The following is a 15256-nucleotide window of genomic DNA, read 5'->3' as shown; positions in this document are numbered from 1 at the left end:
AAGACCATGCGCCTCGCCGCAACCCTGCTCGCCGCCGCGGGCCTCCTGGCCGCCGCCTCCTCAGCGCAGGCCGATTCCACCCTCGACCGGGTCAAGGACCGCGGCGTGCTGACCGCCGGCATCCTGATCAACGGCACCGCCTTCGGCTTCCTCGACCCCGCCAGCAACACGGTGAAGGGCTTAAACGTCGACCTCGCCCAGGCGGTGGCCGACAAGCTCGGGGTCAGGCTCGACATCGTCACCGTCGATCCGCCGAACCGGGTGCAGTTCCTGCAGCAGGGCAAGGTCGACCTTCTCGTGGCCTCCTTCACCGACACGCCGGAGCGGCGCGAGCAGACCGCGATCATCCCGACTGCTTATTACGAGGTCGGCGGCGCCGCCATGACCCGCAAGGACGGCGGCATCGCCAGCTGGGAGGACCTGCGCGGCAAGACCGCCTGCGCTTCGCAGGGCAGCCATTACGCCCGGCTGCTGGCCACCGAATACGGCGCCGAGGTGCGGGCGCTGAAGACCTCGGCCGAGGCGCTGTCGACCCTGCGGGCGGGCGGCTGCGTCGTCTCGGTGCACGACAACACCCTGATCTATTCGCTGCTGAAGCAGCCGGAATGGCAGGACTACAAGGCCGACCTGCCGCTGATCGGTCTCGGCACCTGGGTCGCCGCGGTGCGCAAGGGCCAGGACGATACTGCCGCCCTGGTCGACGGCGTCATCCGCGACTTGCACAAGAGCGGCGGTCTGATCGAGATCGAGAAGCGGTGGGAGATCGCCCCGCCGTCGCCCTTCCTGGCGCAGATGCATGAGAAGCTGCTGAACGGCGGGTCATGATCGACACCCTGATCGACCGGCTGGCGGCGCTCGGGCTCGACTTCAGCTTCATCCAGGCGGCCTATGACCGCGGCCTGTTCCTCGACGGCGCGGTGACGACGGTCGAGATCGCGGTGCTGTCGATCCTCGGCAGCCTCGCGCTCGGCCTCGTCCTCACCGCCCTGCAGCTGACCCGGCGGCCCTGGCTGGCGGCGGTGATCCGCGCCCAGATCGAGCTGACTCGCAACACCCCGCCGCTGGTGCAGCTCTACTTCGCCTTCTTCGCGCTCAACGCCCTGATCGGCGCGGTGCGGGGCGATGCCGCCGCCGTGGTCACGCCCTTCGCCTGGGTCGTGATCGTGCTGTCGGTCTACAAAGCCGCCTTCAACGCCGAGGCGCTGCGCGCCGGCATCGAGGCGGTGCCGAAGGTGACGCTGGAGGCCGCGGCCGCGCTGGGCCTGACGCCGCGCCTGACCTTCCTGCTGGTGCGGCTGCCGATCGGGCTGCGCTTCGCGCTGCCGTCGCTGGTCAACAACGCCATCGACCTGGTGAAGACCTCGGCCATCGCCTCGGCCATCGCGGTCGGCGACATCACCTACGCCTCGATCATGATCTGGTCGGACCGGGACAACGTCACCGAGCTGATGATCCTGCTGCTGGTCTTCTTCAACATCCTGACCTTCGGCGTCGACCGCATCGGGCGGTGGCTGGAGCTGCGGCTGCGGATGCCCGGCTATGGTCAGTGACGCCGTCGCGGCCCCGCGCCGCCGCACCGCCGCCCTGCCGCTGCTGGCCGCGGCCGCCCTTGTCGGCGCAGCCGCCTGGGCGTTCTGGCCGCAGGTCGCGGACAACGCCGCCCTCCTGGCGCTGTGGATGCCGGTGCTGCTGCTGGGCTTCCTGCAGAACATCCTGATCGGTGCGGTGGCGATCGCGGCGGGCACGGCGGCCGGCCTGCTGGTCGGGGCGCTGCAGATCTCGCCGGTGCGGCCTTTGCGCTGGCCGGCCCGGGCCTTCGTGCTGTTCTTCCGCAACTCGCCCTGGCTGGTCTTCATCTATTTCATGACCTACATCCTGCCGTTCGAGATCGTGCTGGGGCGCAGCTACCTGCCGTTCCCGGACTGGCTGAAGGCCACGGTCGGCCTGGCCCTGCCGGCCTCGGCCAATGTCGCGGAGATCTTCCGCGGCGCCATCATGTCGATCCCCAGCGCGCAGTGGGACGCGGCCAGCTGCCTGTCCTTCAGCCGCGCCCAGATCTTCCGGCTGATCATCCTGCCGCAGTGCCTCAGGCGGATGCTGCCGCCCTGGATGAACCTCTACGCCATCATCACCAAGGGCACGGTGCTGGCCTCGCTGGTCGGGGTGACCGAGGTGCTGACCACGGCGCAGCGCGCCGCCAATTCGGTGCACCGCACCGACTTCACCTTGCTGGTCTACCTGACCGTCTTCCTGCTGTTCTTCCTGTATTGCTATCCGATCGCCCGGCTGACCCGCCGGCTGGAGCGGCGCCATGCCGGACGCTGAGATCCTGGCCGAGCTCGCCGGCGTCGAGGTCACGCTCGGCGGCACCAAGGTGCTGCGCGGCATCGACCTCGCCGTGCGGCGCGGCCAGGCGGTGTCGGTGATCGGCCCGTCGGGCTCCGGCAAGTCGACCATCCTGCGCTGCATCGCCGGGCTGCAGCCGGTCGATCGCGGCACCGTCACCGTCTGCGGCCTGCCGGTCCACGCGCTGCGTAAGCACGAGGCCAAGCGGCCGCTGTGGCGCCGCGTCGGCGTCGTGTTCCAGCAGTTCAACCTGTTCCCGCACCTGACCGTGCTCCAGAACCTCACCATCGCCCCGACCCGCGCCCTCGGCCGCGACGCGGGAGAGGTGGAGCGTGAGGCGCGGGGCCTGCTGGACCGGGTCGGCCTTGCGGACAAGGCCGGCGCCTATCCGTCCGAGCTGTCCGGCGGCCAGCAGCAGCGGGTGGCGATCGCCCGGTCGCTGGCGATGAAGCCGGAGCTGATCCTGTTCGACGAGGTCACCTCGGCCCTCGACCCCGAGACGGTGGGCGAGGTGCTGGCGATCATCCGCGACCTGGTGCGCGACGGCATGACCTGCCTCCTGGTGACGCATGAGCTGCGCTTCGCCGAGGAGATCAGCGACGAAATCCATTTCACCGAGGGCGGCGTGGTGGTCGAGCACGGCCCGCCCGCCGCCCTGTTCCATGCGCCGCGCCACGACCGCACCCGGACCTTCGTGAACCGGGCCCGGCCGGGCGCCCTTCCTTCCGACCGGATCTGAGCGAGCGACGACGAGAATGAGCGAGACCAAGCGCGAGATGAAGCTGGGCCTGTTCCTGCAGCCGCTGGGCCACCACGTGGCCGGCTGGCGCCACCCGGAGGCCGAGGCCGGGGTGCAGGACCTGACCCTGATCCAGCGCATCGCCCGGACGGCGGAGGACGCGAAGTTCGACATGGTCTTCCTGGCCGACGGCCTGACCACCGGCCGCGACGCCCACCCCTCCTGGGTCGTGCGGTTCGAGCCGCTGACCTTGCTGGCCGCGCTGGCGATGACCACCACCCGGATCGGCTTGGCCGCCACCGCCTCGACCACCTATGGCGACCCGTTCACCACCGCCCGCGCCTTCGCCTCGCTCGACCATCTCAGCCGGGGCCGCGCCGCCTGGAACGTGGTCACCACCTCCTATGACCGCTCGGCCAGCAATTTCAGCCGCGAGCAGCATCTCGAGCACGACCTGCGCTACGAGGTGGCGGAGGAGTTCGTGGACGTCGCCAAGGGGCTGTGGGACAGCTGGGACGAGGACGCCTTCCCGAAGGACAAGCAGGCGGGCGTCTTCTTCGACCCTTCGAAGTTCCACGAGCTGAACCACAAGGGCCGGTTCTTCTCGGTCAAGGGGCCGCTCAACGTCGCCCGGGCGCCGCAGGGCCATCCGGTGCTGATCCAGGCCGGCTCCTCCGACGTCGGCCAGGATTTCGCGGCGAAGATCGCCGAGGTCGTGTTCACCGCCCAGTTCGGCACCGACGAGGCGCGGGCCTTCTACCGCGGCCTGAAGGAGCGGGTGGCGGCGCAGGGGCGGCGGCCGGACCAGGTCCACATCATGCCCGGGGTGATGCCGGTGATCGGCCGCACCACGCAGGAGGCGAAGGACAGATATGCCGAGCTGCAGCGCTGGTCGGACGACAGCAACGCGCTGTTCCTGCTGTCCGAGCGCCTCGGCCACGACATCTCCGGCTATCCACTCGACGGGCCGCTGCCGGAGCTGCCGCCCTCGAACCAGAACCGCAGCCGGGCCGAGCTGCTGACCCGCCTGGCGCGCGAGCAGAACCTGACCATCCGCGAGCTGTACCACCTGGTCGCCAGCGCCCGCGGCCACCGCATCGTCTGGGGCACGGCGGAGGAGGTGGCGGACGCGCTTGCCGACTGGTTCACCGGCGGCGCCGCGGACGGCTTCAACATCATGCCGGCCTATTTCCCCGGCGCCTTCGAGGAGTTCACCGGCCAGGTGGTGCCGATCCTGCAGGAGCGTGGGTTGTTCCGGCGGGATTATGAGGGCACGACGCTGCGGGATCATCTCGGGCTGCCATATCCGAAGAGCCGCTGGGCGGCCTGACCGGCCCCAACTGGATAAGCCGGAGCCGCCCCCTCACCCGAAATCGCTTCGCGATTTCGACCTCTCCCCGAGGAGAGGTGTGAAGGGCCGCGGCTCTGACTCCCCTCTCCTTGGGGAGAGGGAGGGGCCCGACGCCGAAGGCGGCGGGAGGGTGAGGGGGATCGGACCGTGCCGCAGAACCGCAGGCTACGACGGCCTCACGTCACCGGCGCCGGGTTGAACAGCGTCAGCGCGTTGAACAGGCCCCAGCGGTCCGACCAGGGCTTGGCTCGGCCGCTGGCGACGTCCAGGATCAGCCGAAACAGGTCCCAGCCGACCTCTTCGATCGTCGCCTCGCCGCTGGCGATCCGCCCGGCGTCGAGGTCGATCAGGTCGGACCAGCGCTGCGCCAGGTCGGTGCGGGTCGACATCTTGATCACCGGCGCCGCCGCCAGGCCGTAGGGCGTCCCGCGGCCGGTGGTGAACACCTGCAGCGTCATGCCGGAGGCCAGCTGCAGCGTGCCGCAGACGAAGTCGCTGGCCGGGGTGGCGGCGAAGATCAGGCCTTTCTTCCGCACCCGCTCGCCGGGCGCCAGCACGTCGACGATCGGGCTCGTGCCCGACTTCACGACCGAGCCCAGCGCCTTCTCGACGACATTGGCCAGGCCGCCTTTCTTGTTTCCGGGCGACGGATTGGCGCTGCGGTCGGCCTCGCCGCGGGCGAGATAGGCGTCGTACCACGCCATCTCGCGGATCAGGGCGCGGGCAACCTCCTCGGTCGCCGCCCGCGGCGTCAGCAGGTGGATGGCGTCGCGCACCTCGGTGACCTCGGAGAACATCACCGTGGCGCCGGCGCGGACCAGGAGGTCGGCGGCGAAGCCCACCGCCGGGTTGGCGGTGACGCCGGAGAAGGCGTCGCTGCCGCCGCACTGCACCCCGACCACGAGGTCGGAGGCCGGGCAGGTCTCTCGGCGGCGCCGGTTCAGGATCTCGAGCCGCGCCTCGGCCATCGCCAGGATCGAATCGACCATGGCGCCGAAGCCGGCCTCCTCCTGCAGCCGGATGATGCCCGGAGGCATGCCGTCGGGCATCAGCCGCTCGGGCTGCAGCTTCTCGCAGCCCAGGCCGACGATCATCACCTCGCCGCCGAAATTCGGGTTCAGCGCCAGGTTCTGCAGGGTGCGGATCGGCACCACCGCCTCGGGCGCGTTAATGGCGACGCCGCAGCCATAGCTGTGGTTCAGCGCCACCACGTCGTCGACGTTCGGAAAGCGGGGCAGCAGCTGCTCCTTGATCCGCTTCACCGCGAAATCCAGCGTCCCGGCCACGCATTGCACGCTGGTGCTGATCGCCAGCACGTTCTTGGTGCCGACCGACCCGTCCGGGTTGCGGAAGCCCTCGAAGGTGTAGCCCTCGAGCGGCGGCAGCGGCGCCGCCGGCCGGGTCGCCAGCTCCAGCCGGTCGAGCGCCGGCGCGGCCGGAACCAGCACCGCCGCTTCCTCGACCCAGTCGCCGGCCCGGAGCGGCCGGGCGGCGCGGCCGATCACCTCCCCGTAGCGCCGGATCTCGGCGCCCTCGGGGATGTCGGTCAGGGCCACTTTGTGGCCCTGCGGCACGAACTGCCGCAGGGTCGGGCCGTCCGGAAGGCGGGTGCCCTCCGGCAGGCCGAAGGAATTGACCACGATGGCGACGTTGTCGGCCTCGTGCAGCCGGATGGTGCGGGGTGTTTCGGCGTGGGCCGTTCCTGGCTCCGGCATCGGCGCCCTCCCGTCAGGCCGCGGCGGCGAAACGGCTCTGCGCCAGGCCCTTGACCAGCGCGGCCAGCTGCTCGGTCTCGGCCTCGGTCAGGTCCACGAGCGGCGAGCGGACCGGGCCGGAATCCCGGCCGACCACCCGCATCCCGGCCTTGATGATCGAGACCGCATAGCCCTTGCGGCGGTTGCGGATCGCGATCAGCGGAAGGATGAAGTCGCGCAGCCCCGCCTGCACCGTCTCGCGGTCACGGCGACGCACCGCGGCGTAGAACTTGGTCGAGAACTCCGGCACGAAGTTGAACACGGCCGAGGAATAGGTGGTCACGCCCATCTCCAGATAGGGCAGGGCGAAGGTCTCGGCCGTCGGCAGGCCGCCGATATAGGTCAGGCGGTCGCCCATGCGCGAATAGACCCGCGTCATCAGCTCGATATCGCCGATCCCGTCCTTGTAGCCGACCAGGTTCGGACAGCGCTCGCACAGCCGGGCCAGGGTCTCGTCCGTCACGATCGCGTTGTCGCGGTTGTAGACGATGACGCCGAGCTTGGTGGCGGCGCAGACCGCCTCGATATGGGCCGCCAGCCCCTCCTGCTCGGAATGGACGAGATAGGGCGGCAGCAGCAGGATGCCGTCGGCGCCGGCGCGCTCGGCCGCCGCCGCCATCTCCCGCGCGATCGCGGTGCCGTAGCCGGCCCCGGCGATCACTGGCACGCGGCCGCGGGTCTCCGCCACCGCCGTGGCGACCACGGTCTCGACCTCGGATGGCGTCAGCGAGAAGAACTCCCCGGTGCCGCCGGCGGCGAACAGCCCGGCGACGTCGTAGCCGCACAGCCAGTCGAGGTTCGAGCGGTAGCGCTCCGCATCGAAGGCGTTGTTGCGGTCGAAGGGGGTGACCGGGAAGGACAGCAGGCCGGAGCCGAGGCGCTGCGCCATCTCGTTCGGGGTCATCTTGGCCATGAATCATCCTCCCGGCGTCGATATTGCGTTCGATGTCGGTTCTAGCGTCCGGATCAATTCCCTTCCAACCCAATTGCTGGATCGATTGATGCGGATTGAGTATCGAATGCCGGGCGTCTGAAGCTCCGACGCGCGCGCCCGACCTCGACCCGGATCACGCAGTCGGCGGCGTGATCGTTGATCAGCCCCATCGCCTGCATGAAGGCATAGACCGTGGTCGGACCGACGAAGGCCCAGCCGAGCTTTTTCAGATCCTTCGACAGGGCGATCGCCTCCGCCGAAACCGAGGCGGATTGCGGCGCCGCGAGCCGCGTCGGGTCCGGCTCGTAGCGCCGGAGGAAGGCGGCCAGCGAGCCTTCGCGCTCGACGAGGTCGCGGGCCCGCCGCGCATTGTTGATCACCGCCCCGATCTTGCCGCGGTGGCGAACGATCCCCTCGTCCTGGAGCAGGCGTTCGACATCGCGTTCGGTGAAGCGCGCCACCCTGTCGAAATCGAAGCCGTGAAAGGCGGCACGGAAATTCTCGCGCTTGGCCAGGATGGTGCGCCAGCTCAGCCCGGACTGGAAGCCTTCCAGGCACAGCTTCTCGAACAGGCGATGATCGTCCGCGACCGGAAAGCCCCATTCGGTGTCGTGATAGGCCAGGAACTCCGGCGCGGCGCCGCACCATCGGCAGCGCGGTCTTCCGTCCGGCCCGGCGATCGTCATGCTCATCGTTCAGCCCCTCCGGACAGGAAAGCACTCAGGCGAGCAGGAAATCCAGCCGCGCATCGGCCCTGGAGGGGGAGAACTCCAGGATCTCGGCTGTCACCACGCCCTTGGCCACGAACGGATCGGCGTCCACCCGGTCCTGCATCTCCGGCCGGCTCGTGCTGTGCGCCAGGATTCCGCCGCCCAGCCGCGGCTGCAGGCTGCCCGCCAGCAGGAACACGCCGTCGTCGAAGCCGCGCTGCAGCCACTCATTGTGGCCCTGCATGAACTGGCCGGCCCTGTTGTCCGAAAACCTGAGAAGGACACGAACATCGGTTTTTGCCCCTGTTGATATCCCGGGGCGGATCTTGGCCGTTCGGGGCCGCGTTCCCACTCGAAATTCCTGCACAGGGTGCTGAAAGAATTTTGATCGGCCTACGCCTCACCCGACAGCAGAGGCGCCGCTGCCTTCAACCTGCGGGCGAGGGCGTCGCACGCGGCCCGCACCCGTGGAACCCGTGCGATCTCCGGATGGACCAGCAGCCACAGGCCCTGGTCCAGGGCCGGAATCGGCGGCTCCGCTTGCACCAGCTCCGGAATGCTGCCGCCGACGAAACAGGGCAGGACGCCGAAGCCGATGCCGGAGCGGACAGCCCGGGCGGCGCCGAGCAGCGTGTTGGCGCGGAAGCGGATGCCGCCGTCGGGCACATGCGCCGCGACCCAGGTGCCGAGTTTGGTGCAGGCCAGCGCGGCGTCGAAGCCGACCCACGGCCGATCGTGGGCCCGGCCCGGTGGCCAGGCCGCCGCCAGCGACGTTTCGGCATAGACGGCCGCGGCCACCGTCCCCACGCGCCGCCCGCGCAGCGCCGGATCCGGGGAATCGGTGACGCGCAGGGCGATGTCGGCGGAGCGCTGCGCCAGCGACAGCACCTGGTTGGAGACCACGAGCTCCAGGGTCAGTTCCGGCGCGTCCCGGCAGATCTCGGCCAGCATCCCGGGCAGGAGATAGTCCGCCACGGCGTCGGGTGCCGTCAGCCGGACCGGGCCGCTCACGCTTCGGTCCCGTCCGGCGATCCGCCCCTCCAGCGCTGCGATGTCCTCCCGCAATCGACCGGCCAGCGCCCGGATTTCCTCGCCGGCCTCGGTCGGGCGGCACAGCGAGGGTGTGCGCTCGAACAGGCGCGCGCCGAGCCGCTGTTCGATATGCCGCAGCCGCCGCGACAGGGTGGGGTGGCTGATGCGCAGGACGGCCGCGGCGCCGGAGATGGTGCCGCTCTCGGCGACCGCCAGCACGAGGCGGAGATCGTCCCAGTTCAAAAGGGCCGTCTGCGAAGCCATGGGAGGGCGGTCTAGCCGAGGTCGTGGCGAAAGGTGATCGAGGATACAGCGAGCCGCGCCGGCGCGGGAGGTTTCAGTCCTCGAGCTCGCTTTCCTTGAGTTCGGCCGGCCGGTGCTGCTCCGCCATCCCGCGGGCGATGTCGAGGACGAGGGGCAGCAGCGGATTGTCGTTGTCCTGCCGCCAGGCGATGTAGAGCTCCGCCGGCCGCGGCGCCGCGAGGTCGAGCGGGCGCAGCGCGACGCCGCGGATCTGCAACTGCAGCGCCGCCTCCGGCACGATCGACAGGCCGAGGCCGGAGCGCACCAGGGCCAGGATCGAATGGATCTGGCTGAGATGCTGGACGTAATCGGGCAGCAGGCCGGACCGGGCGAACAGCTCGATCACCAGGTCGTGGAAATAGCGCGCCTCATGCGGCGCATACATGATGAAGGGCTCGCCGGCGAAGTCGCGGAGCGACAGGCTGGGGGCGGCGGCGAGGGGGTGGTCCTCCGGCACCGCCGCCATCAGCCGCTCCTCGGCGATGCGGAAGCTGTCGGTGCCGGCCTGCACCACCGGCGGCCGCAGCAGGCCGGCGTCGATCTGGCCGGAGGTGAGCGCCTCGGTCTGGTCGGCGGAGACCATCTCCCGCAGCACCAGCGTGGCGTCGGGCAGCCGGCGGCGGCAGGCGGCGACGAGGTCGGGCAGGCAGCTATAGGCCGAGGTGGCGGTGAAGCCGATGCCGATCGCGCCGGCCTGGCCGGCAGCGACGCGGCGGGCCAGGAGGGCGGCTCCTTCCGCCTGCTTCAGCAGGCGCCGCGCCTCGACCAGGAAGCTCTGCCCGGCCGGGGTCAGCCGGACCGACCGGCTGGTGCGCTCGAACAGAGCGACATCGAGGATGCGCTCCAGGATCTGCACCTGCCGGCTCAGCGGTGGTTGGGTCATGTTCAGCCGGGCGGCGGCGCGGCCGAAATGCAGCTCCTCGGCGACGGCGACGAAGCAGCGCAGCTGGTTGAGATCGAACATCAGGGGGCGTTCCGCGGCGGTTGCTGGCGGATACTGCCCCGGCCGGTGCAGTCGGCGAAAGGGGAGGGGCCGGACGGGGCCGGCGCCCAGGCGTCTCACCGCCGCAACTCGACCCGCTTGATCTCGCCGACCACGAAGAGATAGGCGGCCATGGCGATGAAGGCGTTGAGGCCGACGAACAGCAGCGCGCCGTTGAAGGAGCCGGTGGCGTGCAGGATGTAGCCGATGATGATCGGCGTGGTGATCCCGGCAGTGTTGCCGAACATGTTGAACAGCCCGCCGCTCAGCCCCGCGATCTCCTTCGGCGAGGTGTCGGAGACCACGGCCCAGCCCAGCGCGCCGATGCCCTTGCCGAAGAAGGCCAGCGCCATCAGCCCGACCACCAGCGTCGGGTCGTCGACGTAGTTGCAGCCGATGATGGTCATCGACAGCAGCATGCCGCAGACGATCGGCAGCTTCCGCGCCAGGGTCAGCGAGCCGGTGCGCTTGTAGAGGTGGTCGGAGATGACGCCGCCCAGCACGCCGCCGATGAAGCCGCACAGGGCGGGCAGCGAGGCGACGAAGCCGGCCTTCAGGATCGACATGCCGCGATCATTGACCAGGTAGATCGGGAACCAGGTCAGGAAGAAGTAGGTGATCACGTTGATGCAGTGCTGGGCGATGTAGATGCCGAGCAGCATGCGGTTGCCGAGCAGCTGCTTGACGTCGCTCCACCGTACCGCCGACGCGCCGGGCTTGGCGCCGCCGATCGACATCAGCGCGCCGCCTTGCTCGATATGCTCCAGCTCCGCCCGGTTGACCGACGGGTGCTCCTTGGGCCCGTGGATGGTGCGGTTCCACAGGGCCACGAGGACGATGCCGAGCGCGCCCATGACGAAGAAGGCCCAGCGCCAGCCATATTCCTGCACGATCCAGCTGGTCAGCGGGGCGAAGATCACCGGCGCGAAGTACTGGGCCGAGTTGAAGATCGCCGACGCCGTGCCGCGCTCGGCGCTGGGGAACCAGGCGGCGACGATCCGGGCGTTGCCCGGGAAGGACGGCGCCTCGGACAGACCGACGGCGAGGCGGAACAGGAACAGCAAGGCGACCGCGGCGCCGGCGCCGAAGAACCCAGCCCAGCCCTGCAGGAAGGTGAACAGCGACCAGAACAGGATGCCGAGGGCATAGACACGCTTGGTCTCGTAGCGGTCGAGCAGCCAGCCGCCCGGCACCTGCGCCGCGACATAGGACCAACTGAAGGCCGAGAAGATGTACCCCATCGCCACCGGGTCGATCCCGAACTCCTTCGAGAGCGGGGTGCCGGCGACGGAGATGATGGCGCGGTCGGCGTAGTTGAGCACCGTCACCGCGAACAGCATCAGAAGAATCTGATAGCGGACGCGACTCCTGGCGACGCGGTCGACGGCGGTGGTGACGGCCATCGGGTTCCTCCCGGATTCGGCTGTGAAAGCCCTGTTCTCGGGGCGAACCCTAGGAGCCGGTTCGATCCACTTCTATTTCCGAATGGGCATCGATCCATTCAGGAATGGCATTGAAGACCGTCAGTCCCACACCGCCAGCATCTCCTTCTGCACATAATCGAGATGCGCGGCCATCGCCGCCCGGGCCCGGTCCGGGTCGCCGGCGGCGATGGCGGCGGCGATGCCGTCATGGTCGGCCATGATGTGGTCCAAGAGGGCCGGCTGGCGCGCCAGATGCTGGTGGAAAGCGGCGCTCAGCCCCTCCTCGCGGCCGCGCCACAGGGTCAGGGCGATCTCCCGCAGCGCCTGGTTGCCGCAATGCTCGGCGATCAGCAGATGCAGGGCCCGGTCCGAGTCCTGCGACCATTCCCGACGCGCCGTCTGGCCGCGCATGGCGGCGACGATGCCGGCCAGCTCGGCCCGGCCCTCGGCCGTGATGTGGCGGGCCGCCAGCGCCGCCAGCTCCGGCTCCACCACCGCGCGGGCCTGCATGATCTCCAGCGCCGAATGGTCGGCTTCGGGCAGGGGGGCCTTGGCCGCGGCGCGGACGAAGGCGCCGACCCCGATCTTGACCTCGACCAGCCCCGCCACCTCCAGCGCGATCAGCGCCTCGCGCACGGTCGGGCGGCTGACCCCCAGCTCCTGCGCCAGGTCGCGCTCGGAGGGCAGCTGCTGCCCCGGCCTGAACTCGCCCGATTCGATCAGCGCCGTGATCTGCTCGGCGATCTGGATGTACAGCTTGCGATTGACGACCGCCTGAAGGGGCATCGCGCCCTGCCGCTCGATGAAATCCACCTCGGCTCGGCCGGACCAGACGGGGTCGTCTAAATCCCATCTGAGCTGGCCTGACCACTTGACAGCCTAGCCGCAGCGGAGCCCTAATGCCAAGGCCTGCCGTCGCCTGGCAGGGGAATAGCCGCCGGAAGAAGCGGTCGTGGAACGTCGCTTGGCGCCGCCGTCATGGCGCGCCGTTCTGGGACGGAGACACCCGTGAAGATCGATCGGATCAGCGTCCTCGACATCCGTTTCCCGACCGCGAAGAGGCTGGACGGGTCGGACGCGATGAATCCCGATCCCGACTATTCCGCCGCCTACGTGATCCTGTCGACCGACGACGGTCCGGAGGGCCACGGCCTGACCTTCGCTATCGGCCGCGGCAACGACATCGTCTGCGCCGCGATCGAAGCTTTAAAGCCGGCGGTGCTGGGCCGGGACCTCTCCGAGTTCACCCGAGACATGGGAGCCACCTACCGCCACCTGACCGGCGACAGCCAGCTGCGCTGGCTGGGGCCGGAGAAGGGGGTGATGCAGCTCGCCACCGCGGCGATGCTGAACGCGATCTGGGACCTCTGGGCCAAGGAGGAAGGCAAACCGCTGTGGCGCCTGCTCGCCGACATGACGCCCGAGGAGACGGTGCGCTGCATTGATTTCCGCTACATCACCGACGCCTTGACGCCGGCCGAGGCGGAGGAGCTGCTGCGCAAGCAGGAGGCCGGCAAGGCTGCGCGGATCGAGCGGCTGCTGGCCGAAGGCTATCCCGCCTACACCACCAGCGCCGGCTGGCTCGGCTACAGCGACGACAAGATCCGCCGCCTGGTGCGCGAGGCGCTGGCCCAGGGCTTCAAGGCGTTCAAGATCAAGGTCGGCGCCGACCGCGAGGCCGACCTGGCGCGCGCCGCTTTGGTGCGGGGCGAGATCGGCGACGAGCTGACCTTCATGGTCGACGCCAACCAGGTCTGGGATGTCGGCCAGGCGATCGAATGGTCGACCGCCCTCCTGCCCTTCAAGCCGCTGTGGGTGGAGGAGCCGACCAGCCCCGACGACATCCTCGGCCATGCCGCGATCGACCGGGTGCTGCGGCGCTACGGCACCCGGGTCGCGACCGGCGAGCACGTGCACAACCGGGTGATGTTCAAGCAGTACCTGCAGGCCGCGGCCCTCGGCTTCTGCCAGATCGACGCGGCCCGGGTCGGCGGCGTGAACGAGAACCTGGCCATCATCCTGATGGCCGCCAAGTTCGGCGTGCCGGTCTGCCCCCATGCCGGCGGCGTCGGCCTGTGCGAATACGTGCAGCACCTGTCGATGTGGGACTTCGTCGCCGTCAGCGGCAGCAAGGACCGCCGCTTCATCGAATATGTCGACCATCTGCACGAGCATTTCGCCGACCCGGTGCGGATCGTGGACGGCTGCTACGTCGCGCCGACCACGCCCGGCTACTCCATCACCATGAAGCCCGCCTCGCTCCAGGCCCACCGCTTCCCCGACGGCAGCGCCTGGCGCGACGACCAGGAGGCCCGCCCATGAGCGCCACCTTCCTGCCGGAGGAGAAGAAGGCCTGGTTCGTCCACGACCGCTTCGGCATGTTCATCCATTGGGGCCTCTACGCCCTGCCGGCGCGGCACGAATGGGTGAAGAGCCGGGAGGAGATCGGCGACGACGCCTACCGCACCTATTTCGAGCATTTCGATCCCGACCTCTACGACCCGCGCGACTGGGCGGCGCGGGCCCGCAAGGCCGGAATGAAATACGTGGTGCTGACCGCCAAGCACCATGAGGGCTTCTGCCTGTGGGACAGCAAGGTCACCGACTACAAGGCGACCAACACTCCTTATGGCCGCGACCTGATCAAGCCCTTCGTCGAGGCGTTCCGGGCCGAGGGGCTGAAGGTCGGCTTCTACTATTCGCTGCTCGACTGGCATCACCCGGACTTCGCCATCGACGTGCACCACCCGCAGCGCAACCATCCGGAGGCGGCGGCGCTGAACCAGGGGCGGGACATGCGCCGCTACGCCGCCTATATGCGCGACCAGGTGCGCGAGCTGCTGACCGGCTATGGCAAGATCGACATCCTGTGGTTCGACTTCTCCTACCCGAACCGGCCCTACGAGGACCTGCCGGGCAAGGGCCACAAGGACTGGGAGAGCGAACAGCTGCTGGCGCTGGTACGCGAGCTGCAGCCGGACGCGCTGGTCAACAACCGGCTCGATCTCGAGGAGGCGCTGAGCGTGCCGCCCGACATCACGACGCCGGAGCAGTTCCTGCCGCGGGAGGCACCGCGGGTGCTGGGCCAGGCGGTGACCTGGGAATCCTGCCACACCTTCAGCGGCTCCTGGGGCTATCACCGTGACGAGACCAGCTGGAAGAGCCCGGAGCAGCTGATCCAGCTGCTGGTCGACAACGTCGCCATGGGCGGCAACCTGCTGATGAATGTCGGCCCGACCGGCCGCGGCACCTTCGACGACCGCGCCAAGGCGGCGCTCGAGGTCTATGGCCGATGGCTCGATCTGCACGGCCGCAGCATCTATGGCTGCGGCCCGGCCGGCCCCGAGATCCCGGTGCCGCGCGACTGCCGGCTGACCCGCAACGGCAACCGGCTCTACGTCCATCTCTTCGCCTGGCCGTTCCGGCACCTGCATCTCGACGGGCTCGGCGGCAAGGTCGCCTACGCCCAGCTGCTGCACGATGCCAGCGAGGTGAAGCGGCTGGAACCGAAGGACCCCGCGCTGGGCGGCAACACCCATGTGCCGCTGACCGCCGGCACCCTGACGCTGGAGCTGCCGGTGCGCCGGCCCGACGTGACCGTGCCGGTGATCGAGCTGTTCCTGAAGGACGGCTGAGCCCGGCCGGACTCGCCCATCAAGCGCCCGCCCGGCAGAAGGCGGC

General features: G+C 69.6%; 15 protein-coding genes. 7 read left to right on the top strand and 8 right to left on the bottom strand.

The window, feature by feature from the left end; translation table 11 throughout:
* The first annotated feature begins 6 nt into the window (after nucleotides 1-6).
* From G537_RS0116665 to G537_RS0116645, 5 genes are read left to right on the top strand one after another with little or no spacing between them, the layout of a single operon-like run.
* Nucleotides 7-825, top strand: a complete 819-nt coding sequence (locus G537_RS0116665; RefSeq protein ID WP_034851965.1) for a transporter substrate-binding domain-containing protein — start codon at nucleotides 7-9, stop codon at nucleotides 823-825.
* The gene (locus G537_RS0116660) at nucleotides 822-1550 is read left to right on the top strand and encodes an amino acid ABC transporter permease (protein ID WP_026871084.1); all 729 of its coding nucleotides are present in this window, start codon (nucleotides 822-824) and stop codon (nucleotides 1548-1550) included. Before G537_RS0116665 ends, G537_RS0116660 begins: the two co-directional genes overlap by 4 nt.
* Nucleotides 1540-2325, top strand: coding sequence for an amino acid ABC transporter permease (locus G537_RS0116655; RefSeq protein ID WP_026871083.1), 786 nt, complete (start codon nucleotides 1540-1542; stop codon nucleotides 2323-2325). The genes G537_RS0116660 and G537_RS0116655 overlap by 11 nt, the downstream gene beginning before the upstream one ends.
* The gene (locus tag G537_RS0116650; RefSeq protein ID WP_026871082.1) at nucleotides 2312-3085 is read left to right on the top strand and encodes an amino acid ABC transporter ATP-binding protein; all 774 of its coding nucleotides are present in this window, start codon (nucleotides 2312-2314) and stop codon (nucleotides 3083-3085) included. Before G537_RS0116655 ends, G537_RS0116650 begins: the two co-directional genes overlap by 14 nt.
* Nucleotides 3086-3101: 16 nt before the next feature.
* Complete coding sequence (locus G537_RS0116645; RefSeq protein ID WP_026871081.1) at nucleotides 3102-4415, top strand: LLM class flavin-dependent oxidoreductase; 1314 nt, start codon at nucleotides 3102-3104, stop codon at nucleotides 4413-4415.
* Nucleotides 4416-4612: 197 nt separating this feature from the next.
* Here G537_RS0116645 and garD read toward each other — a convergent pair whose 3' ends face one another.
* The 8 genes from garD to G537_RS38360 form a co-directional block, all read right to left on the bottom strand.
* A complete protein-coding gene (gene garD / locus G537_RS0116640) occupies nucleotides 4613-6151 on the bottom strand; it encodes a galactarate dehydratase (RefSeq protein ID WP_026871080.1) in 1539 nt (512 codons plus the stop codon).
* Between the two features lie 13 nt (nucleotides 6152-6164).
* Nucleotides 6165-7103, bottom strand: a complete 939-nt coding sequence (gene kdgD / locus G537_RS0116635) for a 5-dehydro-4-deoxyglucarate dehydratase (RefSeq protein ID WP_026871079.1) — start codon at nucleotides 7101-7103, stop codon at nucleotides 6165-6167.
* Between the two features lie 53 nt (nucleotides 7104-7156).
* Entirely contained in the window at nucleotides 7157-7816 is a 660-nt protein-coding gene (locus G537_RS38370) for a DNA-3-methyladenine glycosylase I (RefSeq protein WP_051248495.1), read from the bottom strand.
* A gap of 28 nt (nucleotides 7817-7844) precedes the next feature.
* Entirely contained in the window at nucleotides 7845-8078 is a 234-nt protein-coding gene (locus tag G537_RS38365; protein ID WP_026871078.1) for a YciI family protein, read from the bottom strand.
* Between the two features lie 149 nt (nucleotides 8079-8227).
* Nucleotides 8228-9130, bottom strand: a complete 903-nt coding sequence (locus tag G537_RS0116620) for a LysR family transcriptional regulator (RefSeq protein WP_026871077.1) — start codon at nucleotides 9128-9130, stop codon at nucleotides 8228-8230.
* Between the two features lie 73 nt (nucleotides 9131-9203).
* Nucleotides 9204-10133 carry a LysR family transcriptional regulator gene (locus tag G537_RS0116615; RefSeq protein ID WP_026871076.1) on the bottom strand — a complete coding sequence of 310 codons (930 nt, stop codon included), beginning with the start codon at nucleotides 10131-10133 and terminating at the stop codon, nucleotides 9204-9206.
* 95 nt (nucleotides 10134-10228) lie between these two features.
* Nucleotides 10229-11554, bottom strand: a complete 1326-nt coding sequence (locus G537_RS0116610; RefSeq protein ID WP_026871075.1) for an MFS transporter — start codon at nucleotides 11552-11554, stop codon at nucleotides 10229-10231.
* A gap of 120 nt (nucleotides 11555-11674) precedes the next feature.
* Nucleotides 11675-12361, bottom strand: coding sequence for a FadR/GntR family transcriptional regulator (locus tag G537_RS38360; RefSeq protein WP_064742156.1), 687 nt, complete (start codon nucleotides 12359-12361; stop codon nucleotides 11675-11677).
* A 222-nt stretch (nucleotides 12362-12583) separates the two neighbouring features.
* Here G537_RS38360 and G537_RS0116600 point away from each other — a divergent pair, with 222 nt between their 5' ends.
* The gene (locus tag G537_RS0116600) at nucleotides 12584-13897 is read left to right on the top strand and encodes an L-fuconate dehydratase (RefSeq protein ID WP_026871074.1); all 1314 of its coding nucleotides are present in this window, start codon (nucleotides 12584-12586) and stop codon (nucleotides 13895-13897) included.
* Complete coding sequence (locus G537_RS0116595) at nucleotides 13894-15210, top strand: alpha-L-fucosidase (protein WP_026871073.1); 1317 nt, start codon at nucleotides 13894-13896, stop codon at nucleotides 15208-15210. The genes G537_RS0116600 and G537_RS0116595 overlap by 4 nt, the downstream gene beginning before the upstream one ends.
* Nucleotides 15211-15256: the final 46 nt, after the last annotated feature.

Source organism: Inquilinus limosus DSM 16000, assembly GCF_000423185.1.
In the GTDB taxonomy this organism is placed as follows: domain Bacteria; phylum Pseudomonadota; class Alphaproteobacteria; order DSM-16000; family Inquilinaceae; genus Inquilinus; species Inquilinus limosus.
This window is presented reverse-complemented; position numbering and strand designations above follow the sequence as displayed.